This window comes from Microbacterium sp. bgisy189, assembly GCF_965345345.1.
Lineage (GTDB): Bacteria > Actinomycetota > Actinomycetes > Actinomycetales > Microbacteriaceae > Microbacterium.
The window spans coordinates 59,474-85,812 of the sequence record NZ_CBDRMZ010000009.1 but is presented as its reverse complement, the minus strand read 5'-3'; the positions used below and the strand labels follow the sequence as shown (position 1 = coordinate 85,812).

The 26,339-nt window shown below is 68.5% G+C and carries 26 protein-coding genes and 1 tRNA gene; 9 read left to right on the top strand and 18 right to left on the bottom strand.

The features are described from left to right. The first annotated feature begins 23 nt into the window (after window positions 1-23). A complete protein-coding gene (locus ACSF8R_RS11885; RefSeq protein WP_434812089.1) occupies window positions 24-623 on the top strand; it encodes a 1-acyl-sn-glycerol-3-phosphate acyltransferase in 600 nt (199 codons plus the stop codon). Window positions 624-627: 4 nt separating this feature from the next. Continuing rightward, the gene (locus ACSF8R_RS11880; RefSeq protein WP_434812088.1) at window positions 628-1,185 is read left to right on the top strand and encodes an RsmD family RNA methyltransferase; all 558 of its coding nucleotides are present in this window, start codon (window positions 628-630) and stop codon (window positions 1,183-1,185) included. Window positions 1,186-1,195: 10 nt separating this feature from the next. On the opposite strand, the gene thiL is transcribed toward ACSF8R_RS11880, so the two are convergent. Beyond that, window positions 1,196-2,170, bottom strand: a complete 975-nt coding sequence (thiL, locus tag ACSF8R_RS11875; protein ID WP_434812087.1) for a thiamine-phosphate kinase — start codon at window positions 2,168-2,170, stop codon at window positions 1,196-1,198. 52 nt (window positions 2,171-2,222) lie between these two features. Here thiL and ACSF8R_RS11870 point away from each other — a divergent pair, with 52 nt between their 5' ends. After that, complete coding sequence (locus tag ACSF8R_RS11870) at window positions 2,223-2,708, top strand: DUF3515 family protein (protein WP_434812086.1); 486 nt, start codon at window positions 2,223-2,225, stop codon at window positions 2,706-2,708. A 24-nt stretch (window positions 2,709-2,732) separates the two neighbouring features. Here the strand turns inward: ACSF8R_RS11870 and ACSF8R_RS11865 are convergent, their stop codons facing one another. The 7 genes from ACSF8R_RS11865 to ACSF8R_RS11835 form a co-directional block, all read right to left on the bottom strand. Then, window positions 2,733-3,818, bottom strand: coding sequence for a D-alanine--D-alanine ligase family protein (locus ACSF8R_RS11865; RefSeq protein WP_434812085.1), 1,086 nt, complete (start codon window positions 3,816-3,818; stop codon window positions 2,733-2,735). Then, the gene (locus tag ACSF8R_RS11860; RefSeq protein ID WP_434812084.1) at window positions 3,724-4,830 is read right to left on the bottom strand and encodes an NAD(P)H-dependent glycerol-3-phosphate dehydrogenase; all 1,107 of its coding nucleotides are present in this window, start codon (window positions 4,828-4,830) and stop codon (window positions 3,724-3,726) included. The genes ACSF8R_RS11865 and ACSF8R_RS11860 overlap by 95 nt, the downstream gene beginning before the upstream one ends. Before the next feature lie 13 nt (window positions 4,831-4,843). Continuing rightward, complete coding sequence (locus ACSF8R_RS11855) at window positions 4,844-5,608, bottom strand: lysophospholipid acyltransferase family protein (protein ID WP_434812083.1); 765 nt, start codon at window positions 5,606-5,608, stop codon at window positions 4,844-4,846. Window positions 5,609-5,612: 4 nt separating this feature from the next. Continuing rightward, a complete protein-coding gene (gene murA, locus ACSF8R_RS11850) occupies window positions 5,613-6,986 on the bottom strand; it encodes a UDP-N-acetylglucosamine 1-carboxyvinyltransferase (RefSeq protein WP_434812082.1) in 1,374 nt (457 codons plus the stop codon). 72 nt (window positions 6,987-7,058) lie between these two features. Next, window positions 7,059-7,655, bottom strand: coding sequence for a 3-isopropylmalate dehydratase small subunit (gene leuD / locus ACSF8R_RS11845; RefSeq protein WP_434812081.1), 597 nt, complete (start codon window positions 7,653-7,655; stop codon window positions 7,059-7,061). A 2-nt stretch (window positions 7,656-7,657) separates the two neighbouring features. After that, window positions 7,658-9,103 carry a 3-isopropylmalate dehydratase large subunit gene (gene leuC, locus ACSF8R_RS11840; RefSeq protein ID WP_434812080.1) on the bottom strand — a complete coding sequence of 482 codons (1,446 nt, stop codon included), beginning with the start codon at window positions 9,101-9,103 and terminating at the stop codon, window positions 7,658-7,660. Window positions 9,104-9,276: 173 nt separating this feature from the next. Further along, window positions 9,277-10,362 (bottom strand): TerC family protein, encoded by a 1,086-nt coding sequence (locus ACSF8R_RS11835; RefSeq protein WP_434812079.1) that lies wholly within the window; start codon window positions 10,360-10,362, stop codon window positions 9,277-9,279. 260 nt (window positions 10,363-10,622) lie between these two features. Here ACSF8R_RS11835 and ACSF8R_RS11830 point away from each other — a divergent pair, with 260 nt between their 5' ends. Continuing rightward, complete coding sequence (locus ACSF8R_RS11830) at window positions 10,623-11,183, top strand: RNA polymerase sigma factor (RefSeq protein WP_434812078.1); 561 nt, start codon at window positions 10,623-10,625, stop codon at window positions 11,181-11,183. Beyond that, entirely contained in the window at window positions 11,180-12,295 is a 1,116-nt protein-coding gene (locus ACSF8R_RS11825) for a DUF4349 domain-containing protein (protein ID WP_434812077.1), read from the top strand. The genes ACSF8R_RS11830 and ACSF8R_RS11825 overlap by 4 nt, the downstream gene beginning before the upstream one ends. Window positions 12,296-12,398: 103 nt before the next feature. Here ACSF8R_RS11825 and ACSF8R_RS11820 read toward each other — a convergent pair. Next, window positions 12,399-12,474 (bottom strand) — tRNA-Glu (locus ACSF8R_RS11820). A 106-nt stretch (window positions 12,475-12,580) separates the two neighbouring features. Here ACSF8R_RS11820 and ACSF8R_RS11815 point away from each other — a divergent pair. Next, window positions 12,581-13,219 (top strand): MBL fold metallo-hydrolase, encoded by a 639-nt coding sequence (locus tag ACSF8R_RS11815; RefSeq protein ID WP_434812076.1) that lies wholly within the window; start codon window positions 12,581-12,583, stop codon window positions 13,217-13,219. A gap of 64 nt (window positions 13,220-13,283) precedes the next feature. Here the strand turns inward: ACSF8R_RS11815 and ACSF8R_RS11810 are convergent, their stop codons facing one another. Genes ACSF8R_RS11810 through ACSF8R_RS11795 form a run of 4 tightly spaced genes read right to left on the bottom strand, consistent with a single transcriptional unit; the run spans window position 13,284 to window position 17,343 of the window. Continuing rightward, a complete protein-coding gene (locus ACSF8R_RS11810; RefSeq protein ID WP_434812075.1) occupies window positions 13,284-13,556 on the bottom strand; it encodes an HPr family phosphocarrier protein in 273 nt (90 codons plus the stop codon). A 16-nt stretch (window positions 13,557-13,572) separates the two neighbouring features. Continuing rightward, on the bottom strand, window positions 13,573-15,588 hold the full coding sequence (locus ACSF8R_RS11805; protein ID WP_434812074.1) for a PTS fructose transporter subunit IIABC: 2,016 nt from the start codon (window positions 15,586-15,588) through the stop codon (window positions 13,573-13,575). Between the two features lie 37 nt (window positions 15,589-15,625). Next, window positions 15,626-16,573 carry a 1-phosphofructokinase family hexose kinase gene (locus tag ACSF8R_RS11800; RefSeq protein ID WP_434812073.1) on the bottom strand — a complete coding sequence of 316 codons (948 nt, stop codon included), beginning with the start codon at window positions 16,571-16,573 and terminating at the stop codon, window positions 15,626-15,628. Continuing rightward, the gene (locus ACSF8R_RS11795) at window positions 16,570-17,343 is read right to left on the bottom strand and encodes a DeoR/GlpR family DNA-binding transcription regulator (protein ID WP_434812072.1); all 774 of its coding nucleotides are present in this window, start codon (window positions 17,341-17,343) and stop codon (window positions 16,570-16,572) included. Before ACSF8R_RS11795 ends, ACSF8R_RS11800 begins: the two co-directional genes overlap by 4 nt. Window positions 17,344-17,717: 374 nt before the next feature. Between ACSF8R_RS11795 and ACSF8R_RS11790 the strand changes: the two genes are divergently transcribed. After that, window positions 17,718-19,466 (top strand): hypothetical protein, encoded by a 1,749-nt coding sequence (locus tag ACSF8R_RS11790; RefSeq protein WP_434812071.1) that lies wholly within the window; start codon window positions 17,718-17,720, stop codon window positions 19,464-19,466. Between the two features lie 122 nt (window positions 19,467-19,588). Here the strand turns inward: ACSF8R_RS11790 and ACSF8R_RS11785 are convergent, their stop codons facing one another. Continuing rightward, window positions 19,589-20,362, bottom strand: coding sequence for a hypothetical protein (locus tag ACSF8R_RS11785; RefSeq protein WP_434812070.1), 774 nt, complete (start codon window positions 20,360-20,362; stop codon window positions 19,589-19,591). 156 nt (window positions 20,363-20,518) lie between these two features. On the opposite strand from ACSF8R_RS11785, the gene ACSF8R_RS11780 reads away from it, so the two are divergent. Next, window positions 20,519-22,525: a DUF262 domain-containing protein gene (locus ACSF8R_RS11780; protein WP_434812069.1), complete on the top strand. Its 2,007-nt coding sequence runs from the start codon at window positions 20,519-20,521 to the stop codon at window positions 22,523-22,525. Window positions 22,526-22,552: 27 nt separating this feature from the next. Further along, window positions 22,553-23,872, top strand: a complete 1,320-nt coding sequence (locus ACSF8R_RS11775) for a flavin monoamine oxidase family protein (RefSeq protein WP_434812068.1) — start codon at window positions 22,553-22,555, stop codon at window positions 23,870-23,872. 114 nt (window positions 23,873-23,986) lie between these two features. Here ACSF8R_RS11775 and ACSF8R_RS11770 read toward each other — a convergent pair whose 3' ends face one another. The 4 genes from ACSF8R_RS11770 to ACSF8R_RS11755 all read right to left on the bottom strand — a co-directional run bounded on the left by ACSF8R_RS11770 (window position 23,987) and on the right by ACSF8R_RS11755 (window position 26,260). Further along, window positions 23,987-24,616, bottom strand: coding sequence for a flavodoxin family protein (locus ACSF8R_RS11770; RefSeq protein ID WP_434812067.1), 630 nt, complete (start codon window positions 24,614-24,616; stop codon window positions 23,987-23,989). Window positions 24,617-24,764: 148 nt separating this feature from the next. Beyond that, a complete protein-coding gene (locus ACSF8R_RS11765) occupies window positions 24,765-25,301 on the bottom strand; it encodes a GNAT family N-acetyltransferase (RefSeq protein WP_434812066.1) in 537 nt (178 codons plus the stop codon). Beyond that, window positions 25,298-25,792 carry a DUF6328 family protein gene (locus ACSF8R_RS11760; protein WP_434812065.1) on the bottom strand — a complete coding sequence of 165 codons (495 nt, stop codon included), beginning with the start codon at window positions 25,790-25,792 and terminating at the stop codon, window positions 25,298-25,300. The genes ACSF8R_RS11765 and ACSF8R_RS11760 overlap by 4 nt, the downstream gene beginning before the upstream one ends. A gap of 60 nt (window positions 25,793-25,852) precedes the next feature. Next, the gene (locus ACSF8R_RS11755) at window positions 25,853-26,260 is read right to left on the bottom strand and encodes a MogA/MoaB family molybdenum cofactor biosynthesis protein (protein ID WP_434812064.1); all 408 of its coding nucleotides are present in this window, start codon (window positions 26,258-26,260) and stop codon (window positions 25,853-25,855) included. Window positions 26,261-26,339: the final 79 nt, after the last annotated feature.

The window sequence follows — 26,339 nt, the reverse complement described above, 5'->3', positions numbered from 1 at the left end:
GCCGACGGCACTACCGTTGGATCGTGCTCCGATCCCTCATCGCCCGGGCGTACTGGGCAGTCAGCCGTTGGCGTCTGGTCACGCAGCCGGCTCCGCACCGACCGACCCTGCTCATCGGTGCGCCGCACACCTCGAACTGGGACTTCGTCCTGATGCTGGCGATCGCGTGGCGGCTCGGCATCCACGTGCGCTGGCTCGGCAAGTCTTCGCTGTTCCGCGGCTGGCGCGGTCCGATCATGCGCGCGTGGGGTGGCATTCCGGTCGATCGCGATGACGCGTCACGGGTCGTCGAGGACGTGGTCGCCCGCATCGCCGCCGGCGAGGTGTTCTCCCTCGTGGTCACACCCGACGGGACGCGCCGCAGCAGCTACTGGAAGAGCGGCTTCTACCGCATCGCCCGCCAAGCCGGCCTCGATGTGACCCTCGGATACGTCGACCGCACGACGATGACGACGGGACTCGGCCCCACCATCGGCCTCACCGGCGATGTCGGCGCCGACATGGACCGCATCCGCGCGTTCTACGCGGACAAAGCCGGCGTTCGGCCGGATCTGCGCACCGAGCCCCGCCTGCGCGACGAGTCGACCGGCGCGCACGGCGGTTCCGACGACAACGTATCGTGAGCCTGTGACGCGGATCATCGCCGGCCGTGCCGGTTCACTCACCCTCGCGGTGCCCGACGCCGGCACCCGGCCCACGAGCGACCGGGTGCGGGAGTCGGTCTTCGGCGCCCTCGAATCAGCGGGCATCCTCAACGGCGCCGCAGTCGTGGACCTCTACGCCGGCTCGGGCGCGCTCGGACTGGAGAGCGTCTCACGTGGCGCGGCCTCGGCGGACCTCGTCGAGAAGTCGCCACGGGCGGCGGCAGTGACATCCGCGAACGCACGGATCGTCGCGAAGGCGGTGGACGGCGCTGTCATCCGCGTGCACAAGAGCGCTGTCGATTCCTTCCTGCGCGCCAGCTCAGCGACCTGGGACCTCGCCTTCCTCGATCCCCCGTACGACCTCGACGACACCGCACTGCGCGGCGCACTCGAGTTGCTGCGCCCGCGCATGTCGACCGACGGGCTGGCACTGGTCGAACGGGCGACCAGGTCGGGCAGACCGACGCTGCCGGACGGCTGGCAGCCGGAACGCGATCGCCGCTACGGCGACACCACGGTGTGGTGGCTCGCAGCGGATTGACCCGCGCGGATCAGCCGCGACCGGCGTCCCAGTCCTGATACGGATCCCAGCCGCCGCGACCGTCGTGCGCGCGCCCACCGACGAGGACCGGGTGCTCGCCGCGTTCGATGACGAGTCCGATCCGGCGGAACCCCTCCGGCAGAGGTCGGAGATCAGGCGGGAAGGTCGCCAGCAGCGCATGGTCTTCGCCGCCGGTGAGGGCATCGGCATCGAGCGGGTCCAGCGCGAGCGTCACGCCGGATGCCAGGGCCATGCGCGTCGCATCGAGCACCAGCCCGTCGGAGACGTCCATCATTGCGGTCGCACCGGCCGACGCGGCTTCTCCCCCTGTGCGTACGGGCGGCGAGGGACGCAGTTGCGCAGCGAGGTCATGCTGCTCGGCATCCGACAAGTCAGCCGCGTCGACCGGCACCGGTGCGCCGTCCACGTCACGGAACCGGTCGAACAACAGCGCCAGACCCCGCCCCGCGGCGCCGAGCTCACCGCACACGCAGACGACATCGCCGACCCGTGCGCCGCTGCGCAGCACGGGATCGCGCCCGTCGAGACTCCCGAGCGCGGTCACGGCGATCGTGAGTGTGTCTGACGCGGTGAGGTCGCCGCCTTCGACCGCACAGTCCGGGGCGAGCCTCTCGCACGCGGTGCGCAGACCCGAAGCGATCGCCTCGACGAATGCGATCGGGGTCGAATCGGGCATCGCGAGCGCGACCAGCAGCGCCGTCGGCCTCGCCCCCATGGCGGCGACGTCGGCGAGGTTGACGGCGGCCGCCTTGAACCCGAGGTCGTAGCCGGATGACCAGGCGAGACGGAAGTCCGGTCCGTGCACGAGCGTGTCGGTGGTCGCGACGATGCGCCCGTCGGGTGCGGCGATCACGGCGGCGTCGTCGCCGGGACCGACCTCCGCGGTGCTCGTTCCAGCGAGGCTGCGCAGGATGCGTGCGAGCACTGCCCCCTCGCTCGACGAACCCACCGTCTCCTCCTGCATCCCCCCACGCTACCGGGGCTGGTCGTCGCCGCCGCGCAGGTAGCCTGGAGGGGTGCCACGTCTGCGTCCTGTCCGCTCCGCGCTCGTCATCGCAACGGTGGCGTTGACCGGCGCAGCCGCACTCACCGGGTGCTCGTCGACGGTGTCGATGGAGCCGGCCGCATCCGCGAACGACCCGGCCTGCGCCGAGGTCATGGTGCGTCTGCCCGACACGGTCGGCGGCGAACAGCGGCGTTGGACCGACGCGCAGGCGACGGCTTCGTGGGGCGACCCGTCGACGGTGCTGATGACGTGCGGACTCGACGCGGTCGACGCGTCCACCCTCCCCTGCCAGTCCGCGGGCGGCGTGGATTGGCTGATCGACGAGTCCCAGGCTCCGAACTACCGGTTCGTCTCCTTCGGGCGGGAGCCTGCGATCGAGGTGTACCTCGACAACGAGGTCGTCAGCTCACGCGATGTCCTCGAGCGCATCGGCGCCGTCGCAGACGATGCCCTCTCCCCGACCGGCGCGGTGTGCACCGATCGCCCGACGGACTGATCGCGTCGCCGGGGCGACGTCTCCTCAGCCTTCTCGGGCCATGTCGATCAGCTCGGTCACGAGCGCTTCGTAGCTGAGCCCCGACGCGATCCAGCACTTCGGGAACATCGAGATCGGGGTGAACCCGGGCATCGTATTCACCTCGTTGACGAAGAACTCGGTGCCGGTGAAGAAGAAGTCCACGCGCGACAGCCCCTGCCCGCCCACGGCCTCAAACGCGCGGGCCGCGATCCGCTGCATCTCGGCGATCTCACCGGGCGCCATCTCGGTCGGGCAGACGAGGTCGATGCCGGGGGCATCGAGGTACTTCGCCTCGAAGTCGTAGAAGTCGCGACCGGTGATGACGATCTCACCGGGCAGGCTCACGCGCGGCTCGCCGCCCTCGCGCCCGGCCAGCACGCCGCACTCGATCTCACGACCGACCACCGACTGCTCGACGAGCACCGTCGCGTCTTCGGCGAATGCGACCTCGAGCGCGGCATCGAGCTGATCCCAGTCAGACACCTTCGACACGCCGACGCTCGAGCCGGCACGCGCAGGCTTGACGAAAACGGGCAGCCCGAGAGAACGGATGCGTCGCCGCCACAGGTCGCCCTGACGATCCAGACGCGAACGTGTCACGGTCACCCACGGCACCACGGGAACGCCCGCGGCCTGCAGCACGCTCTTGGTCGTGTGCTTGTCCATGCCGATCGCCGACATGAGGAGCCCTGCGCCGACGTAGGGCAGGTCGAGCAGTTCGAGGAATCCCTGGATGGTGCCGTCCTCACCGAACCGGCCGTGCAGGATCGGGAACACCACGTCGACGTCGCCGAGCGAGTCGACGGTGCCGTCGGCGCGACGCACGCGCAGTTCGCGCGACGTCGCCGATTCGGGCCACAGCACGCGGGTGCCGTTGTCGGTCACCTCCGGCAGATGCGTGGGGTCGAGCGCGAACTTGCCCGGATCGTCGTCCTCGAGCACGTACGCGCCGTCACGCGTGATGCCGATCGGAATGACCCGATACCGCGATCGGTCAATCGCCTGCAGCACGCCCCCGGCCGTGGCGGAGCTGATCGAGTGCTCGCTGGAACGACCGCCAAAGAGCACCGCTACCGCCGCTTCCACCATTCTGCGTCCTCTCGCCCGTGGGCTGATCATCGTCTGTCGTGAGGTGCGGCGCGATGTCGCGCGGGTTCATGGTGCCGTCGAGCACCATCTTCACCTGTTCCACGATCGGCATCTGCACGCCGGCCTCTCGGGCCAGCTGCAGGACTGGGGCGACCGAGGCGAGCCCCTCGGCCGTCTGATTCATCTGCTTCACGACGTCTTGGAACCCGTAGCCCTGACCGAGGAGTCGGCCTGCCGTGTTGTTGCGGCTCAGAGGCGATTGACATGTCGCGATGAGGTCGCCGAGCCCGGCAAGCCCCTGCAGGGTCTCGGGGTGCGCACCTTGGGCGACCGCGAAGTCGGTCATCTCCACGAGGCCGCGCGTGATGATCGACGCCTTCGTGTTCTCGCCGTAGCCGACCCCATCGACGATGCCGATCGCGACGGCGATGAGGTTTTTCAGCACGCCGCCGAACTCGGTGCCGATGACGTCGGTGTTCACGAAGGTTCGGAAGTACCCGTTGCGTGCGCGACGGGCAACCGCGTCGGCCGTCTCCTGACTGGTCGATGAGATGACCGCCGCCGTGGGCTGCTCACGCGCGATCTCGAGCGCCAGGTTCGGCCCGCTCGCCACCGCGATACGCGCGGGATCACAGTGCAGTTCCTGCTCGATGACCTGACTCATCCGCAGTCCGGTGCGCTTCTCGACGCCCTTCATGAGGGAGACGACGGGCGCATCGGTATTGCGGACGAGCGGCCGCACGGCCTTGAGGTTCTGCCGCAGCGCCTGACTCGAGATCGCCAGGTACACCTGGCTCGCACCGTCGAGGGCCTCGGAGAGGTGATCCGTCGCCGACATGCTGCGAGGCAGGTTGATGCCGGGAAGGTACTCGCTGTTTCGCTTGGCCGCGTTGATCTCGTGGGCCAGTTCCGCGCGGCGCGCCCACATGACCACATGCGCGCCACCGTCGGCGAGCACCTTGCCGAACGTCGTGCCCCAGCTTCCGGCGCCGATGACGGCGACGCGCGGCATCGCGCTCTCGCTCCTACGACTCAAGGCGGCCCGTCTCCTTCTGACCGTGGTCGGACGGGTTCCACCGCTGCGCTGGCGGCGTCTCGCCGCGCAGCTCACCGAGCAGGCCCGAGACGGCCGCCATCGCGCGATCGGTCGCCGCGGCGAGCTGCGCGGGGGCGACCTTGCCCTCCCACTCCGACATGTCGACGGCCGGACCGAACTTCATCTGCACCCGCTTGCGAGGAGGCCAGAAGCTCAGCTTGCCGTAACGGGGCAGGATGCGCTGCACACCCCACGTTGCGACCGGAATGACGGGGATGCCGCCCGCGAGTGCAACGCGCACGGCACCGGTCTTGCCGCGCATCGGCCACAGGTCGGGCTCGCGCGTCAGCGAGCCTTCGGGGTAGACGATCACGCCCCGGTCGTGTTCGACGAGTGCAGCGGCCTGCTCGATCGTCTGCTTCGCAGCACCGGCGCTCGATGCCCGCGCGACAGGGACCATGCCGGTCGCGCGCAGCAAGGCGCCGAGCACCGGCACGCGGAACAGGCTCTCTTTCGCCATGAACCGTGGCGCCCGCCCCAGACGCCACGTGGCGACGGCGAGGATGAGCGGATCGAACTCGCTGTAGTGATTCGGCACCAGGACGTACGGCCCCTCGAGCGGCAGGTGTTCTCCGCCAGTGATCTCGATACGGGCGAACCAGCCTACTGCGGGGACGACGATCGCCGCCGCCGGCCAGAACACACTGGGTCTGGCCGTCTCGGGCGACGACCGTCGACGCGGGTTCGAGGTCACGAGGTCACCCGAGGACGTCGAAGTCAGCGCCGAGCGCCGTGAGCTTGTCGAGGATCTTCTCGTAGCCTCGGCGGATGATACCGATGTTGCGGACGATCGACTCCCCCTCGGCGGCGAGAGCCGCGATGACGTAGCTGTAACCGCCGCGAAGGTCCGGAACGACGACATCCGCGCCGTGCAGCGGCGTCGGGCCATTGATCACGGCGGCCTGCTCGAGCTCGCGGCGCGGCACGCGTCGCTCCGGGCTCGCGAACCCGTGCGGGTGCACGACGATGTCGGCCCCCATCTTGTTGAGCGCCTGCGTGAAGCCCAGTCGGTTCTCGTACACCGTCTCGTGCACCACCGACGTGCCCGCAGCCTGGGTGAGCGCGACGATGAGCGGTTGCTGCCAGTCGGTCATGAAGCCGGGGTGCACATCGGTTTCGACGACGACGGGCTTGAGAGCCTCGCCGCGGCGGAACCGAATGCCGTCCTCCTGGATGTCGAACGAGCCACCGGCCTTGCGGTAGACGTTCAGGAAGGTCAGCATCTCCTGCTGCTTGGCACCCGCGACGAAGATGTCGCCGTCGGTGGCCAGCGCGGCGCACGCCCACGAGGCGGCTTCGTTGCGGTCGAAGATGCAGCGGTGATCGTAGCCCTCGAGTCGGTCGACGCCCTCGATGAAGATGACGCGGTTCGGCTCGTAGGAGATGATCGCGCCCATCTTCTGCAGGACCGCGATGAGGTCCATGATCTCGGGCTCGATCGCCGCATTGCGAAGCTCGGTCGTCCCCTTCGCGCGCACGGCCGTGAGCAGCACCTGTTCGGTTGCGCCGACGCTCGGGTAGGGCAGCTCGATGTTCGCGCCGGTCAGGCCGCCTTCAGGCGCCGACAGCCGGATGCCGCTCGGCAGCTTCTCGACGACGGCGCCGAACGAGCGCAGCGCATCGAGGTGGAAGTCGATCGGCCGGTCGCCGATGCGGCATCCACCGAGGTCGGGGATGAACGCCTCTCCCAGCAGGTGCAGCAGCGGCCCGCAGAACAGGATCGGGATGCGAGATGCCCCCGCGTGCGCGTCGATCTCCTCCATGTGGGCCGAGACGGCCCCACTCGGATCGAGGCGCAGCACCCCGTCGCCCTCATCGTCGACGCGCACACCGTGCACCTCGAGAAGCGACCGGACGACATTGACGTCGCTGATCTCGGGAACATCGCGAAGGACCGACTCAGACTCGCCGAGAAGGGCTGCGACCATCGCCTTTGTGGCGAGGTTCTTCGCACCCTTCACGTCGACGCGACCCGTGAGCGGACGACCTCCGCGGATCACGAGCGCCTGCCCTGGGGCGGCGGCGGGTTCCGTGCTGTTGGCGGCGTCCGAAGCGCTCACGAGTGGCTTCATACGGTGGACCTCACTTGATTCTCGAGGATGCTCTGAACGGTTCGCGCCCCGTTGTGCGGGGCGTTCACCGGGCTACGGGACGGGAATCGTCCGCGGCCGCCACGCCTCTCGGCGCGCCTCGAACTGCGCGATCCGCTCTTCGTTGCGCAGTGTGAGCCCGATGTCGTCGAGCCCTTCGAGAAGCCGCCACCTAGTGTAATCGTCGATGTCGAAAGTGACGCGGAGGTCGCCGATCGTGGCGGTGCGCGTCTCGAGGTCGACCGTCATCGACGCACCGGGGTCGGCTTCGACTGCCGACCAGATCGCCTCGACATCGGCCTCGGAGACGACGCCCGTCACCAGGCCCTGCTTGCCCGCATTGCCGCGGAAGATGTCTGCGAAACGGGGGCTCAGCACGACGCGGAATCCGTAGTCGCGCAGCGCCCACACGGCGTGCTCCCGGCTGGATCCGGTGCCGAAATCCGGACCGGTCACCAGCACGGAGGCGTGACGGTACGCGTCCTGGTTGAGCACGAAGTCGGGGTCCTGCCGCCAGCTCGAGAACAGGGCGTCATCGAACCCGGTCTTCGTGACGCGCTTCAAGTAGACCGCGGGGATGATCTGGTCGGTGTCGACCGCGGATCGCCGAAGCGGAGCGACGATGCCGGTGTGGGTCGTGAACTTCTCCATGATCAGGCCTCCGAACCGGTCAGCACGGGCAGGTCGCTGGGGCTGGCGAGATGGCCGAGCACCGCCGTGGCGGCGGCGACGACCGGTGAGACGAGGTGCGTGCGTCCGCCCTTGCCCTGCCGACCCTCGAAATTGCGATTGCTCGTCGATGCGCAGCGCTCGCCCGGGGCGAGTTGATCGGGGTTCATCCCGAGACACATCGAGCACCCCGCGAACCGCCACTCGGCACCGAAATCCGTGAACACCTTGTCGAGTCCCTCGGCCTCGGCCTCGAGTCGCACTCGCGCCGACCCCGGCACGACCATGACGCGAACACCGTCGGCCTTGGTGCGACCCTCGATGATCGAGGCGAACTGACGCAGGTCTTCGATCCGGCTGTTCGTGCACGAGCCCATGAAGACCGCGTCGACCGCGATGTCCTTCATCGGCGTCCCCGCCGCGAGGTCCATGTACTGCAGCGCCCGCTCTGCGGCCACGCGCTCATTCGGGTCGGCGATGTCTGCCGGCGTCGGGACGACATCGCTGAGCGACACGCCCTGCCCGGGGTTCGTGCCCCACGTGACGAACGGCTCGAGGTCGTTCGCATCGAGGAAGACCTCGGCGTCGTAGACGGCGCCATCGTCACTCGGCAACGTTCGCCAGTATGCGACGGCGTCGTCCCAATCCTGCCCCTTCGGCGCGTGGTCGCGGCCCTCGAGGTAGGCGAAGGTCGTCTCGTCGGGCGCGACCATTCCGGCGCGCGCGCCGGCCTCGATCGACATGTTGCAGATCGTCATGCGGCCCTCCATGGAGAGCGCGCGTATCGCCGAGCCGCGGTATTCGAGGACGTAGCCCTGTCCGCCGTTCGTGCCGATCTTGGCGATGACCGCGAGGATGATGTCCTTCGCCGTGACCCCCTCGCGTAGTTCGCCCTCGACGGTGATCGCCATGGTCTTGAATGGCTTGAGCGGCAGCGTCTGCGTCGCGAGGACATGCTCGACCTCGCTCGTGCCGATGCCGAATGCCATGGCGCCGAACGCGCCGTGGGTCGACGTGTGGCTGTCTCCGCATACGACCGTGATCCCGGGCATCGTCAGGCCCAACTGCGGACCGACGACGTGGACGATGCCCTGCTCCTTGTCACCCAGCGAGTGCAGGCGAACGCCGAACTCGGCGGCGTTGTGACGCAGCGTCTCGATCTGGATGCGGCTGGTCGGGTCTGCGATCGGCTTGTCGATCTCGAGCGTCGGGGTGTTGTGATCCTCCGTCGCGATCGTCAAGTCGAGGCGGCGCACCGGTCGGCCCTCTGCACGCAGGCCGTCGAATGCCTGCGGACTGGTCACCTCGTGGACGAGGTGCAGGTCGATGTAGATCAGGTCGGGTTGACCGTCTTCGCCCTTGACGACGAGATGGTCGTCCCAGACCTTCTCGGCGAGCGTGCGCGGGTGATCGGGGATGTGGGTGGTCATTGCTGTCGTTCTCCTTGCATCGGATCAGCCCATGCCGGACTCCGCGACGAGAGCGGGCTCAGAACGAGATCTCGTCGCGGCCGCTAAGGAGAAGGAGCGCGATCCGCACCCGCCCAGACTAGCACCGGCGCCGGCGTCGATGACGCGCGACGCCGGTGTGTGACGGGTCGTCGTCAGTGTTCGTCGGCGCGCTCAGGCAACGACGCCTGCCCGTCCACCGTGGCAGGTGTGCCCTTCTCGTCGGCGACGGCTTCAGCCGCTTCGACGGGGCCGGCGGGAGCGAGTCGACGCTCACGCGACGACACGATGAGGCTCGCGACGGTGGCGACGACCATCGAGCCGACGATGACGCCCAACGACATCCAGGTGGAGATGACCGGAACCCACTCGATGTGCTCGCCGCCGTTGATGAACGGGAGTTCGTTCTCGTGCATGGCGTGGAAAACCAGCTTCACGCCGATGAAGGCGAGGATGAACGCGATGCCGTAGTGCAGATACTTCAGACGGTCCAGCAGGTCGCCCAGCAGGAAGTAGAGCTGGCGCAGCCCCATGAGCGCGAACAGGTTCGCCGTGAACACGATGAACGCGTTCTGGGTGATGCCGAAGATCGCGGGGATCGAGTCGATCGCGAACAGCAGGTCGGTCATGCCGATCGCGACGAAGACGATGATCATGGGCGTGAAGATCTTCTTGCCGTCGACGACCGTACGCAGCTTCGCGCCGTCGTACTCCTCGCTGATGTCGATGCGACGCCGGATCAGACGGACGAGGAAGTTCTCGCGCTTGACGTCGTCGTCGTGGTCGCCACCCGGGAACGCCTGACGGATCGCGGTCCAGATGAGGAAGGCGCCGAAGATGTAGAAGACCCAGCTGAACTGCTCGATGATGGCAGCGCCCGCGAGGATGAACAGCCCGCGCAGCACGAGCGCGATGATGATGCCCACCATCAGCACTTCCTGCTGATAGCGGCGCGGCACCGAGAACTGGCTCATGATCAGCACGAAGACGAACAGGTTGTCGATCGACAGGCTGTATTCGGTCAGCCAACCGGCGACGAACTGCCCCGCGTACTCACCACCGGCGAACAGCCACATGAGCCCGGCGAAGATCAGGGCGAGGGTGACGTAGAAGACGACCCAGAGTGTGGATTCGAGGGTCGATGGGATGTGCGGCCGCTTCAGGATGATGAGCAGGTCGGCGATGAGGATGAGGGTCAGCACGACGAGCGAGCCGACCTCGAACCAGACAGGGAGGTCCATGCGGGCCTTTCGGAGGTATGACGAGGGATCGAAAGTCTCTCCCCCACCCGACGGGCGGTGCGCACCCGAGGCCCCTCCGTCGGGGCCCGTGATGACGGGCGCGCAAGAACGGGATACTCCCTCTCGCTCGCACCAGAATACAGGGCGATGTTGACAGGATCCGCACGGTGAGACGATCGTGTCGATCGGGACACTCCTCCTGCGAGACGATGACCGCGACGAATCGAGTGCGGGGTGGGAGACCGCCGCGAGGGGAAGCCATGGCACAGCCTGAGGATCGTGACGACGCCGCGTTGGTCGCAGAAGCGGCCGGCGGGAGCCAGCACGCCTTCCGCACGCTGTATCGGGCCTACGCGAGACCGGTGTACTGGATCGCCCACGGTTTGGTGGGCTCGGCGGCGGATGCCGAAGAGGTCACGCAGGAGACATTCCTCGCTGCGTGGCGGAAGCTTCCCGGGCTGGAACTGCGCAGTGAATCGCTGCTCCCGTGGCTCGCGACGATCTGCCGGTTCCAATGCGCCAATCGCATCCGGCGGCTCAAGCGAGACCGAGAGCACACGCAGGCGGCTGTCGAGGAGACCCTGCCGGCGACGATCGACGTCGAAGAGCAGGTGGTCACGGCGGGGCTCGTGGATCGGATTCTGGAGGAGGTGGCGGGAATGAGTGAGATCGACCGAGAGGTGTTCCGCCTCTGCGCCGCCGAGGGATACGGCTATCAGGCCGCCGCAGATGAACTCGGCATCTCACACGGTGCCGTGCGCAATCGTCTCTCCCGGGTGCGCGCGCAGGTGCGCACCGCGATCGGAACGGAGGGACCATGACGATGGACAGGGTGGAACTGCCGCCGCTGACCGACGAGCGGATCGCGGCGATGGAGCAGGAGATCTTCGCGGCGATCACCCGCGAAGAGGCTGACGCGAAGACGAACGCGACGCGCGATGCGGCGACCCCTGCGCATGCTCGGGCTCGACGTCGGCGCAGGGTTTGGGCGGGCATCGGCATCGCGGCATCCGTCGTGCTGGTCTCGGCCGTCGCAGTGCCGTTCGTGCTCGACAGCCTGCGGCCGTACGCCTCCGGCAGCAGCACCGCCGACGAAGCGGCGCCCGGCGCCCCCGAGATGGGTCGTGAGGATTCGGATGCCGGGGGGACGAGCGCAGACCCGGGCACGGGCGCCGAGGCAGGCGACAGCACCGAGAGCGATGGCGCCATCAGCGACCGTGAGGTCACCGTCACCGCCTCGGCCACCCTCGAGGTGCCCGATGCCACCGAGGCCTCCGAGCAGATCGCTGCCGCAGCGCAGGCCGTCGGCGGGTACGTCGAGTCGATGAGCGTGTCGGCCGACGACGCAGGCTCTGCCGACGCACCGATGAGCGATGAGTACCTCGAGGGCGGCGACGTCTGGTACCCGCCGACGTCGGGCGCCTGGGTGAGCGTGAGGGTGCCCGCAGACGCCCTCGACGACTTCACGACGGGGCTTTCGGCATTCGGCGAGGTGAAGGCATCGCAGATCGTCCGCGACGACGTCACCGACGGCGCCCGCGATCTGCGTGCTCGCATCACGGCGCTCGAGACCTCGGTGGAGCGGTTGCAGGGGCTGATCGACGAAAGTGCCTCGCTGACCGAACTGCTGGCCGCCGAGGAGGCGCTCGCAGCCCGACAAGGCGAGCTCGAGGCCGCCAAGCAGCAGCTGGCCGCGATCGAAGACCGTGTCGCGCTGTCGACCCTCACGATTCAGCTCGTCGAGCCGGCCGAGGTGGTCGAAGCCGACCCTGCCGGGTTCGGGGATGGCCTGACTGCGGGTTGGAGCGGCTTCGTCGCGACGCTCAACGGCATCGTCGTCGCGTTCGGCTTCTTGCTCCCCTGGTTGGTCGTGGCCGGCATGGTCGTGCTGATCGTGTGGATCGTGCGACGTCGCCGCCGCGCCACCGACTAGAGCTGCCGTCGCCCGGTGATCGAGTGCCGCGGCAAAGGCGCGGTGTATCGAGATCCCGGAAACGAAGAACGTCCCATCCGCGATGGATGGGACGTTCTTCCTGTGGTGACCCCAGCGGGATTCGAACCCGCGTTACCGCCGTGAGAGGGCGGCGTACTAGGCCGCTATACGATGGGGCCTCACCGAGCTGCCCGAAGGCAACCGTTCAAGTATGCCACGGCCGACCGTGCCCGCCAAATCGGACTCGCACTTGCCTCGCGACGCTGCGCGGTGTGGACTGGCGGCATGCGCGTCACCAAGCACGAACACGCCTGTCTTCGTATCGAGAAGGACGGAAAGACCCTCCTGATCGACCCGGGGTCGTTCACGCTCCCCCTCAACGACCTGCACGACGTCGTCGGCGTCGTCCTGACGCACGAACACCCGGACCACTGGACGCCCGAGCATCTCGATCGCATCCGTGACCACCACCCCGACATCCCCGTGTACGGGCCTGCCGGCGTCGCTCGCGCGGCGGCTGGATACGGCGTCATCGAGGTGTCGGCCGGTGATTCGGTGACGCTCGACCCGTTCAGGCTGCGGTTCTTCGGCGGCGCCCACGCGGTGATCCACGAATCGATCCCCGGCATCGACAACGTCGGTGTGCTCGTCGATGACGAGTTCTACTACCCGGGCGACTCCTACACGGTTCCGCGGGGCGCCGACGTGCGGATGCTCGCCGCTCCCGTCGGCGCACCGTGGCTCAAGATCGGCGAAGCCATGGACTTCGTGCTCGCCGTGGCACCGCGACGTGCGTTCGGCACGCACGACATGACGTTGTCGCGCATCGGGCTCACGATGGGACGCAGTCGCTTGAAGTGGGCCACCGAGCAGGGCGGCGGCGAGTTCGTCGAGCTCGACCCGGGCGACGCCGTCGACCTCTGATCCCGCACACGACGAAGCGGATGCCGGCCTCCTCGGCGCGGCATCCGCTTCGTGTCGTTGTGGCTCAGCCCTCGGCGTCGTGGTCGACCTGCAAGAAGGCCACCAGTTCGTCGAGTGCCGCATCGGCTCCGTCGCCCTCGGCCTTGAGCGTGACGACCGTGCCTTGGGTGGCGCCGAGCCCCATGAGGCTCAGAATGCTGCCCGCGTTCAGATCAGGGCCGCCTTCGACCGCGATCGTCACCGGGATGCCGGTCTGCTGCACGGCCTGCACGAAGAGCTTCGCCGGGCGGGCGTGCAGTCCTGAGCTGCTGGCGATGGTGGTTGTGCGTTCTGCCATGTCGGTCTCCCTACCTTCACGCGGTGACTGCGACGCTATCGGTCGCGACTGCCGGCGTCGAGCGCCGGACGTATTTCTTGAGGACGACGAGCACGAGCGCCGAGACCACTGTGCCTGCCGCGAGCGCGACGAGGAAGCCCCAGATCGGCTCGATCGCGAACAGCACGAAGATGCCGCCGTGCGGCGCGTAGCTCGTCACGTTGAACCACATGCTCAACGCACCGGTGACCGCCCCGCCGACCATGGATGCCGGGATCACGCGCAGCGGATCGGCGGCCGCGAACGGGATCGCACCTTCGCTGATGAACGAGGCGCCGAGCAGCCACGCGGCCTTGCCGTTCTCACGCTCGACCGGGGTGAACAGCGGACGAGCGAGCACCGTCGAGGCGAGCGCGAGCGCCAACGGCGGCACCATGCCCGAGACCATGACGGCGGCCATGATCAGGTAGGGCGCCGTGTTGTCGGCACTCGCGGCCGCCAGACCTGTTGTGGCGAAGACGTAGGCGACCTTGTTCACGGGTCCGCCCAGGTCGAAGCACATCATGAGGCCGAGGATCACACCGACGCCGATCAGTCCTGCGCCGCTCTCGGTGAGGGAGGTGAGGCCCGCAGTCAGCGCTTCCATCAGCGCCGCGATCGGACGACCGAGGAACAGGATCATCAAGCCGGATGCCACGATCGACCCGACCAGCGGGATGATCACGACCGGCATGAGCCCCCGCAGCCAGCGGGGTGCGTTGAGCGTGCCGAGCCACCAGGCGATGAACCCGGCGAGGAGGCCACCGACGATTCCGCCGATGAAGCCGGCCGTCATCAGTAGCGCCACGGCCCCGGCAACGAACCCGGGCGCGATACCGGGACGGTCGGCGATCGCGTAGGCGATATACCCGGCAAGCACCGGCACGAGGAAGCCCATCGACGTGGACCCGATCATGAACGCGACCGAGCCGAGATACTGCCCGAGCCCACCCGCCGGCAGGCTCCAGAGCGAATTCTCGACGATGACCTTCGCCGCATCGTCGGTGACGTCGTACCCGCCGAGCAGGAACCCGAGCGCGATGAGCAGGCCGCCGCCTGCGACGAACGGGATCATGTAGCTGACGCCGGTGAGCAGGATCCGCTGGATGCGACGCCCCCACGACATCTTCTCGGTCGACGACGACACGGTCTCGGCGGCGACGCCGCTCACGCGGGTCGCGTTGGGGTCGGTTGCCGCAGCGACCGCCTCGGCGAGCATCTGCTTGGGCTGCTCGATGCCGCGTTTGACACCGGAGCGGATGACCGGCTTGCCGACGAACCGCTGCTGCTCACGCACATCCACGTCGACGGCGAAGATGACGGCGTCGGCGGCGGCGATCACTGCGGGGTCGAGCGCCTTGTAGCCGCTCGAGCCCTGCGGCTCGACGGCGAGGTCGATCCCCTCCTCCGCCGCGGCCGCGGTCAGCGCGTCGGCGGCCATGAAGGTGTGCGCGATGCCGGTGGCGCACGCCGTCACGGCGACGATCTTCGGTCCGGAAGCCGGCTCGGTCGCTGCGGGCGCTGCTGCGGCGGAGGCTGCTGCAGGAGCCGCTTCGACATCGCCCTCGCCGATCGCCTCGCGGACGATCGCGACGACGTCGTCGGCGCTGCCGGCTGCGCGCAGTCCTGCCGTGAACTCGTCCTTCATCAAGGAGCGGGCGAGCTTCGACAGCACCGCGAGGTGCTCCTCTGCAGCCGTATCCGGGGCGGCGATGAGGAACACCAGGTCGGCGGGACCATCGGGCGCGCCGAAGTCGACCCCCGGTGCGAGTCGGGCGAACGCGAGGGATGCCTGCGTCACCGCGGGACTCTTCGCGTGCGGGATCGCGATCCCACCGGGCAGTCCCGTCTCGTCCTTCTGCTCACGGGCCCACGCGTCATCGGCGAGCCGCTGTGCGTCGTCGGCACGCCCTTCGGCGGCGACCCGCTTCGCGAGCGCGGTGATGACGGCGCGTTTGTCGGCGCCCAGGTCGGCGTCGATGCTGACCAATCGTGCGGTGATGGTGTCTGCCACGGTGACCTCCTGTGGTCGATGTGCGGGCGGTTTGGATTCAGTTCGGAAGTGCGTGCACCGGGATGTCCCCGGCCGGTAGGTCGTTCGGGGTCGGCGGCTGCGTGCCGTCGAGCGAGGTGGCGGCGGCGCCGTAGCCGATTGCGGAGCGCAGGCGCTCGGCCGGGCCGGCCCCGCGCACCGCAGCGAGGAGGTATCCGGCGAGCGAGCTGTCGCCGGCGCCGACCGTGCTGCGAACCGTGATCGGCGGCGGTGAACCCGCCCACGCACCCCCAGCCTCGACGAGCACAGCGCCTCGGGCGCCGAGCGTCACGAGAGCCGCCCCGACGCGACCGGGCACCAATTCGCGGGCGACGACCGTCACAGCATCCACGAGGTCGACATCCTCGCCATACGTCGCGCCTGCGAGTTCGGCGAGTTCGATCTCGTTCGGCTTGATGAGGTCCGCTCCCCCTGCCTCGACAACGGCGCGCAGCGCGGGGCCGGAGGTGTCCACGGCGATTCGCGGAATCGACGCATGTGCCGCGCGCACTGCACGGATCATGCGGACATAGAGATCTTCGGGCGCTCCAGGCGGCAGCGAGCCGGCGAGCACGAGCCAGTCGGCGCCTTCTGCAGCTGTCACCACGGCATCGACGAGCGCGTCGAGCACCTCGGGCCCGAGCGTTGCGCCCGGCAGGTTGATCTTCGTGGTGACCCCCGACGGGTCCACGACCGCGATGTTGCTGCGCACACGTCCGGATGCCGGCACGGCGACCGTCTGCAGGCCCGTCTCGGCGAGGACGGCGCCGAACGGATCACTCGGCGCCAGGGGCAGGATCGCGACCGCGGGCTCCCCCGCCGCGGCGACCACGCCGGCGACGTTGACCCCCTTTCCACCTGCGTCTTCGCGGACGCCTGCGGCGCTCTGGACGTCGCCGATAGTCAGGGCCGCCTCGAGCGAGACGGTGCGATCGAGGCTCGGATGCGCGGTGACGGTGACGATCACGGCAGCAGCACCTCCACGTCGGCCTCCGCCAGCGAGCCGGCGAGCGGGCCGGGCGGCGCGACATCGGTCGCAAGCACATCGATCGCCGACAGTGCTGCGAACGAGACGAGCAACTCCGCGCCGAACTTCGAGCTGTCGGCGGCCACGACCACCCGGCGGGACGAGTCGACGACGGCCCGCTTCACCGCCGCTTCGTCGGGATCCGGTGTGCTGACGCCGAACGCCGCGGTCAACCCGTTCGCGCCGACGATCGCGACGTCGGGTCGAAGGCGCGTGATCGCCGAGACGGTTTCGGATCCCACCGCTGCCGCGGTGAGCCCGCGAACACGCCCGCCGATGGCGGTGAGTGCGACGCCAGGAACACCGGCGAGGATCTGCGCGACCGCCATGGAATGCGTGACGACTTCCACCGGCGCGGCACCCCGACGATCGGCCAGCAACGCGGCGACGGCCGCGGTCGTCGTTCCCGCGTCGAGGTAGATAGACCCGCCGGGCGGCAGCGTCGCAATGACGGCGGCTGCGATCGCGCGCTTGGCGCCGGTGTGCCGGGCGGTGCGTTCGATCACCGATGACTCCGCCGTGCTCACACGTTCGGGTGCAACGGCGCCACCGTGCACACGGCGGACGAGTCCCGCGCGCTCCAGCAGATCGAGGTCGCGGCGCACGGTCTCTGTCGTGACGCCGAAGCGGGCCGCGAGATCGATCACGGCAACCCGGCCATCGCTGCCGACAAGTCGTTCGATCAGGTCCTGTCGCTCCGTCGCGTACACAGTTGCCTCCCCGCGTTTCCAACACATTACAACACAGACCCACAGAGAACAAGATCCATCTTTCGCCGATGATCTGCGCGAGTCGACGTGTCGGGTTCAACCAACGAGTTGCGAGCCATTTGTAGAAAGCGCACAAGAAACTCAAGCCCACGCGGCGTGGGACTTAGTTTCAGCCGAAGTTTCTTCCCAGCCTCCTCGGAGCCGGTCTCCCCCGCTGTTAGCGTCGTCACGCTTCACGGCGCACGTCCTCCACGGCAATGGCCGCACGCGAGAACGCATGGACCCACCGAAGAGTCCGCCGTCGTACCGATACCCATCGGAGCACCCCCACCACGCCCGCAGCGCAGCGGGCGCGAGACACTACGGAGTCCTCGATGTCGAGAACACACGCACACGTCCACGGGATGGGCATGCGGATCACGGTGATCGTCCTCGGCGTGCTGCTTGCCGCCATGACGACCCTGTTCCTCTTGACCGCCGCCAAACTCTCCGACGGAGCCAACCGCCTCGACGCCGGCGCCGCCTCCGCTTCGGACGGATCCACGCGCGTGGCAGACGGCGCAGCCGACCTCGCATCCGGGGCCGGCGAGCTCGCCGAAGGCGCCGCAGCACTGGACGACGGGGCTGTCAGCGCGACCGAGGGCGCCGGCAAGCTGGCCGAAGGTGCCACCTCGGCTGCCGACGGGGCTGCCCGGCTCTCGGACGGCGCGACCCGCCTCGCGACCGGCGCGCAGACCCTCGCCGACGGCACCGTGAGCAACCGTGACGGCGCGCAGCGACTGCTCACCGGCACGATCAGCGCCGCTGACGGCGCGGGCGCGCTCTCTGCCGGCGCGGGTCGTCTGTCAGACGGCCTCACCAAGGCGCAGGCCGGTGTCGTCAAGCTCGAAACGGGCGCGGGAGACCTCGCGAAGGGTGCGAAGACCGCCGCTGACGGCGGCAAGCAGCTCACTGCCGGGCTCGGGACGGCCGCCGACGGCGCCGACCAGCTCTCGGCCGGCATGAGCACCGCTGCGGCCGGCGGCAAGCAGCTCTCCGACGGCATCGCCACCGCGGCCGCGGGCGGATCGCAGCTCGCGGGCGGCGCTCAGCAGTTGGATGCCGGCCTCCAGCAGGGCCTTGCCGGCACCACGAAGCTCGCCGACGGCACCACGACGCTGGCCGGCGGAGCCTCGCAGGTCGCCGACGGCGCGACCGAGCTCGCCACCAAGCTGCGCGCAGCCGCCGTGCTCGTGGCCGCACACCCCGTCTACGGTCCGATGATGGACGAGGCGGCCGATGGCGCCGAGCGTCTGCGCGATGGTGCCGTCCAGGTGCGCGACGGTGCGGTCGAGGTGCGCGACGGCACCGCTCAGCTCCACGAAGGAACGCAGCAGCTCGCGGCCGGTTCCAGCCAGCTCGCGACCAAGACGGGCGAACTGTCGACAGGGCTCAACACGCTCTCGACGAAGTCGGGTGAGCTCGTCGCCGGACTCGACACCCTCGCCGACAAGTCGGGCGAGTTGGCGACCGGTCTCGACACGGCGACGACCAAGTCGGGCGAACTGGCCGCAGGCCTCGGAAAGATCCACACCGGTGCAGGCACGGTCGCGGCCGGTCTCAACACTCTGAGCGGCAAGACGGGTGAGCTCAGCGAGGGCGGTGTGACGCTCGCGACGAAGGCGGGCACGCTCGCGAACGGCCTCGGCGAGATCCGCAACGGCACGCAGCGCCTCGCCGACGGATCGCTTCGGCTGCTGGCCGGCGCCGAGAGCGTCGCCACCGGCGCCGGAGAGCTCTCGACGGGTGCGGGCAGCCTCTCCGAAGGTGCCACCAAGCTGTCCGCCGGTGCGACGACGCTGTCGGATGGACTCGGCTCACTCTCGGACGGTGCGAACAAGCTCTCGGACGGCACCACCCGTCTGTCCGACGGTGCGACCACGCTTGCCAGCGGCACCGGAGAACTGAGCGACGGCAACGCGCAGCTCGCCGCAGGCACGGGCGAACTCGTCGCCGGAACGTCCGGACTCACCCCGACGCTGCTGCCGTGGCTCATCGGCGTTGGGCTGGCCGGATTGATCGCCGTCGCACTGTGGATCGGACACCGCATCAGCCACCGCAACCGCGCAGCGGGCGTGATCTGATCGGAGCGCATACGGGAGGGTTCGGCCGCGGCCGGGCCCTCCCGTCCGTTTGTGCTCCCGCAACGCGACGCCGGCCCCGACCGTGGTGATCGGGGCCGGCGTCGGCGGCAGAATGCTGAGGCTCAGGCCTCGCTCATCGCCACGACCTCCTGCTGCCCACGAGCAGCGAGGGCGGCGGCGCGAGCGGCAATGCGCCGCTCCTGCTCGATCTGACCGGCATCCAGGGTCTCCTGATCGACCGGGTAGCTCTCGACCTTGTTCACGCCGTTGTACTTGGCGATGTAGGCGTCGAGTTCGGGACCCGACTCCCACGAGGTGATGAGGCAGTAGCGCGGCTCGTCGCCGTAGTGGGCGCATGCGTGCCACAGACGCTGCGTGTCGACGATCAGCTGAGCACCGGCGGGCAGCGCGATGCGCGTCTCCTCGCTCGGATCGGTCCGGTTCTCGCGCAGCACGAAGTAGCTCGTGGTGTCGTCGGTGAGGTTGAAGAACCCACGCACGACCCAGCCGGTGCCGTCCGGGTTCAGACGGTTGTTGTCGTCCTGGTGGAGGTTGTAGAGGCAGTCGGCGTACGTGTTCGGCTGCAGTTCGATGACGCGGCAGCGTCCGACGTTCGCGCCGGGCTCCTGCGCGCGCTCGGTGAGCGTGGGCGCAAGCTCGGTCTGCGCGTCGATCCAGACGCCGTCCTTGTCAGTGCGCGGCGGCTTGTGGTTCCAGAAGCCGTTGCATTCGATCTCACCCTTGGCCGACGCGAGCGGCGCGAAGCGGGTGTCGCCCGAAGACTTCCAGTCGACATACTCGATGTCGAGCCATTCCTTCGGATCGATCTCTCGGTTGTAGCGGTCGAGGACGACGTAGCCGGTTTCCTCGAGCGCAGCGGACTTGATGTAACCCATGGGTCTCATCACCTTTCTGTCGGACAAGCGAAGTTTTTACAGGCCCGACTGAGGTCACCCTACCCTCGGCCCTTGCGAACCCGCCGTGTCAACGCCGTGAATATCAGGGCCCGAATAGACTCGAAAGGGTTTGCCGAAGGAGTGCCGCCCATCATCATGACCCGTGCCACCAATGTCGGAGCGACAGCCGTCAACACGATCGGCTGGCTCTCAGATGCCGAGACGACCATTGTGGTCCCCGTCTACCAGCGCCAGTACCGCTGGGACATCGGCGGATGCGAACAGCTGCTCGCCGACATCCGCCGCGTCGCCGACACCGACGACGGCCACACGCACTTCATCGGGTCCATCCTCTCGACCGCGAGCACCTCGTCCGTCGATGACGCCCACCTGGTGCTCATCGACGGACAGCAGCGCATCACGACGCTCATGCTCCTCATCGCAGCGCTGCAGCACACGCTGCGCGACGATGATCCGGTACTGGCATCCGAATTGGCACGCGTGCTGGTGAGTGCCGATGGTCGCACCAAGCTGCATCCTCACCGCGCATGGGCCGACGTCTTCGAAAGCGTCGTGCTGGATCGGCGCAGCCCCGAGGACGCCACCCGCGAGTCGCGGTTCGACGACAACTACGCGTTCTTCCGCAGCCAGATCCGCCCTGATGAGGCCGCACACATCTGGCGCGGTCTCAAAAAGCTCGAGCACGTCTCCATCACGCTCGGGTCCGGAGCCAACGCGCAGCAGATCTTCGAGAGCCTGAACTCGACGGGCGAACCACTTGGTGACCACGAGTTGATCCACAACTACGTGCTGATGGGCCTCTCGCACGGCGAGCAGACAGAGATCGAACGCGACTTCTGGCTGCCGATCGAAGCACACACCGGCGAACAGATCGGCTCCTTCTGGCGGCATGTGCTCGTCATGCTCACGGGGCGTGAGGTCACCGTCGCCGGCGAGCGTGGCGTCTACGACGCGTTCCGCGGCCAGTTCCCCCGTCTCGACGTCGCCACACTTCGCATCGAAGCGGCGCGGTGGCGCGCACTCGCCGAGACCTACGGCGTGCTGCTGGACCCCGCACAGGCGCCGGATGCCGAAGTGGCCCGCCACCTGACCCACCTGAACACCTTCGGTCGGGGCATGTACCCGCTCGTCCTGACGCTCTACCGCGACCGCCTCGACGGCGCGATCAGTCCGTCGGCGTTCATCGACGCGCTCGAAGACCTGCAATCGCTCCTGCTGCGTCGCACCGTGGTGGGGCTCGCCACCGATCGGCTCGTCGCGCGCCTCGTCCGCGCATACGCGCGCGGCGCGGACGAGCTTCGCCTGGCCGTCGCCCGGATCACGCCGTCCGACGAGCGCACGCGCGTCGGCCTCAAGTACAGCGATCTTCCGCACCCGCGATACGTGCTCGGGCGGCTCGCCGGCATCGACCCGGGTGCCACGGCCGACCTCGACCACATCGTGCCGCAAGCGCCGGGCGACGAATGGAGCGGTGACGGCTTCCGCCGGTGGGCGCAGTACACCGAGGACGAGCAGAACAGCCACCGCGCGCTCGCATCGACCCTCGGAAATCTGACGCTGCTCGAACCGAACCTGTTCGAGCAGGCGTTCGACGCATCCTTCCCCGTCAAACGCGATGTCTACGCACGCAGCGGCATCCCCCTTACCGCCGACGTCACCGCGCACGAAGCGTGGGGCACCGCGAGCATCGCGCAGCGCACCGAGGAGCTGACCAGGGCGTTCGTTCAGTTGTGGCGTCGGCCCGCCGTCGTCGGGATCGATGACGACAACCTCACGCCCATCCTCGACGGACGGCGGCGACGCGGCTGGCCCAGGGGCTGGCAGCGGGAGTTCGCCTACGTCGAGTACCGCGGTGAGCACTGGGAAGTCCCCGACGTCAGGTACCTCTTCAACCGGATCTTCAAACGACTGTGGGCGGACTCGCGCCAGAGCGTCATCGCATACAGCGCTCGCCATGGCGGGCCCGTCTACGCCGAGATGGCCTGGAACGGACAGTGGGATCAACTCGCGGAGGGCCAGTACCTCTACATGGGCTGGGACTCGAAGTACATGCTGACCGCGGTGCAGGGCGTGCTCGAAGAGGCCGGAATCGCGAGCGAGGTCTTCCTGAAGTACTCCTACATCGGCGACGCGATGCGCTGAGCGTCGCCGCGACGGTAGCGTGGCGCTGTGGAGCGGTTCGACACGGTCGTCGTCGGTGCAGGCGTCTCGGGCTTGAGTGCGGCCAGACTCCTGCAGGATGCCGGCCAGCGGGTGGTCGTGCTCGAGGGGCGTGATCGTATCGGCGGACGCGTGGTGACCGAGCGCACCGGTGACCGCGTGACCGATCTGGGCGCCTCATGGATCCACGGTGTCGACGGCTGCCCGGTCGCGGCAGCTGTCACGGCGTTCGGTATGCCGACGATGGAGTTCACCGTCGGCGGGTATCAGCCCGACAGCCGCCCGATCGCGTACTACGGACCCGACGACGCGCGCCTGGATGGCGCGACGACCGCCGCCTTCATCGCCGACATCCACACTGTCGACGCCGCCCTGGCGCGCGCGATCGCCGAGTCGGCACCCGACGCGTCGTACGAGGATGTCGCAGAGGTCGCACTCGCCTCTCAGGGGTGGGCGGACGAGCGCACCGAGCGCGTGCGGGAGTACCTTCGGCACCGGTCGGAGGAGCAATACGGTGCATGGATCGCCGACCTCGCGGCGCACGGCCTCGACGACGATCTCGTTGAAGGCGACGAGGTCGTCTTCCCCGACGGTTACGACCGACTCCCCGCTCGTCTGGCAGCGGGGCTCGATGTGCGTCTGCAGCACGTGGTCACGCAGGTGGGCTGGTCGAAGACCGGCGTGATCGTGTCGACCGACGCGGGCGCGTTCGCGGCCGATCAGGCCGTCGTCACGGTGCCGGTCGGCGTCCTCCACCGAGGCGATCTCACCTTCGATCCCCCGCTGCCCGCCGTCGTGGCTGAGCCGCTCGGTCGCCTGCGGATGAACGCATTCGAGAAGGTCTTCTTGCGCTTCGATCGCGCGTTCTGGCCCGACGAAGTGTACGCGCTGCGACGACAGGGAGCGGATGCCGCGTGGTGGCACTCCTGGTACGACCTGTCGGCGCTCGACGGCGAACCGACCCTGCTCACGTTCGCGGCGGGCCCGGCCGCCCGGGCGATCCGTCGGTGGGGCGATGAGCAGGTGACCGCATCGGTCATGGCGGCGCTCAGACGACTCTTCCCGGCTGCGCCAGACCCGGTCACCGTCACGGTGACGCACTGGCAAGATGACCCGTTCTCGCACGGTTCGTACGCGTACATGACTGTCGGTTCGACGACGAGCGACCACGACGATCTCGCGACGCCCATCGGCGGGGTGCTGCACCTCGCGGGAGAAGCGACCTGGACCGACGACCCGGCGACGGTACCCGCAGCCATGCTGTCCGGCCACCGCGCCGCCGAGCGCGTCATCGGGAACGCGCTCGCGATCGCACGACTCTGGTCCTGAACGGGCCTCGTCGCCGAACTCAGACCAGCGGCGACCGCCATCGTGGCCCGAAGGCTATGTCGCCACCGCTTCCCCCGGGTCACCGGAGCCGGTTCAGGTGACCGTTCGCCGAACTCAGGACTCGGCGGGGTAGGCGTGTGCGCGAAGCAGCTGGGCCAAATGCGCCGTATTGCGGGCGAGCATTGCGGTCGCACCGGCAACAGGCTCTGGGATCGTGTCGAGGTCCTTGTTGTCGACGGTCTGCATCGCCTCTCCGACCCAGTACGTCCCCGCCTGCGCGGGCACACTGAAGCCGACGTCGTTGAGGGCTTGCAGCAGATCCGCGGTGATCTTGTGGGCACCGTCCGCGTTGCCGACCACGGCGACCGCCGCGACCTTGTCGAACAGTTCCGGGCGTCCGTGCTCATCCGTCTCGGCGAGCTCTGCGTCGAGGCGCTCAAGCACTCGCTGAGCGATGCTCGACGGGTGCCCCATCCATACCGGGGTTCCCATGACGAGGATGTCGGAGGCGAGCAGCTTCATTCGAATCGCCGGCCAATGATCCCCGTCACCCATGTCAGTCTCGACACCGGGACGAGTGTCCATGTCGGCGACACGCACCTGCTCTCCTTCGACCCCGTGCTCGCGCAGGGCATCAAGGACCTCGCCCAGCAGCTTCTCCGTGCTCGACGACTCGCTGTGAGCCTTCAGCGTGCAGTTCAGAGCGAGCGCGCGCAGGGCGGGTCCGCTGTTGTTCTCAGGCATCTCAGGGTCCTTCAGACTCGAGTTCTTGCCCCGGGGCATGGTGATCTCCTCTCGCGGCTTCAGCGAACACGACGGCCACGAAACCGGGGAGAGGGTTGCCATCCCGGCGTCCATGCGCGGCAACTCGTTCTGGCGGCCGGTCAGAGCGCTATTCCGCTGAGGAGCTGGACGGCGATTCTGTTCGCAAGTGCTTGCGCATGAAGATCTGGGCGGTGCCGTCGCCTTGGTCGATCTGCTCGGTCTTGCGATAGCCCAGCCGCTCGTACAGCCGCAGATTCGCGTCGCTGTGCGACCCGGTGAAGAGTTCGGCCTCGCGACATCCGACCGACCAGCCACGCTCTTCGACAGCCTCGAGCAGCATTCGGCCGATGCCTTCGCCCTGTTGGTCAGGAACGATTGCTATGCGTCCGATCAGCAGCAGCTCGTCGGCGGCGACGGCCCGGATCGCGCCCACTATGCGCGGCCCTCTCTCTGCGACCAACCCGAGGTTGTCGGCCAGTTCTGCCTCGAGCTGTTCGAGGGTCTGAGTCAGCGCGGGCATGTCGGGGTCGCGGTAGATGAGCGCCTCCTGAACGAAGGCGGCTCGCTGCACCGTGAGGACTTCGCCCGCGTCATCCGAGTGAATGGGGCGGACCATCACGTCGTCGACAGCATCGGTCCCCGTGCTCGTCTCTCGCTCAGTCATGTCCGACTCCGTCCGTATCGCGGCACCACGGTCCAGAAGACGATCAGGATCACCGTTGAAACACCGAGTGCCACCAGTCCGGCCGCGCGACCTGCGGCGACGTCGAAGACGAGCCCGACAACGCCCGCGGCGAGCAGCGAGACGACCACGAGGAGAGCGAGAAGCAGTCGGTTCGCCGACCGGACCAGTTCGGGCTTGCGCTGCTTGCCGAAGGCCTGCCGGTGCATGATGATCGGCGCTAGCCCCAGCACTGTCGCGCAACCTGCGAGCACAATCAACACCAGGTACAGACCTACCTGATAGGGCTCGAGATCGTGGAAGGTCGGCTGGAAGGCGACGGCGAGCAGAAACCCGGTGATGATCTGTGTCCCGGTCTGGACGGCGCGCAGCTCCTGGAGGATGTCGCTCCAGTTGCGGTCCGCTTTCTCCGCTTCCGTCTCGTCGCGACCGTCGCCCGCGATGGCGTCCCCTTCCGGATCGCGCTGGCGCACTACGTCAGCCATGGTTCCCTTCTCCGGCAGCCGAGTGTCGGAGCCTTCACAGCTACCAAATCACCTGGGTGCGAAGGTGCCGAAGAGGGTTGACAAACTCTGTTGGCGCGCACCCTGGGGGCGGGTTGGTGGTGCCGGCGTCACGCGGTCGCCTTGGCCGACGGAGGGGCCTGACGTGGAGACCCCGCTCACGGATAAGCCGACCATCGCGATCCCCGGCAGGGTGCGCTCTGCGACACGCGCTGTCCCTTCGGGCGTCAGGTCGCGGCGCGCGAGCCCCGTGCCCCCGGTGGTGACGACGACTCTCGAGCCCGACGCCAGTGCCTGCCGCAGCGCCACTTCGACCGACTCGATCCCGTCGGCGACGACCGTGGCACCGTGGCACGTGTAGCCCGCCGCCCGCAGTGCGGCGACGGCGAGGGGGCCACTGGCGTCGACGCGCTCGCCTCGGGCGGAGCGATCAGACACGGTCACAACGGCAGCGGCAATCGGCACACAGCCAGCCCACGCGCGGCGCGCTTCGATACATGGGCCCACCCGCGGCCGA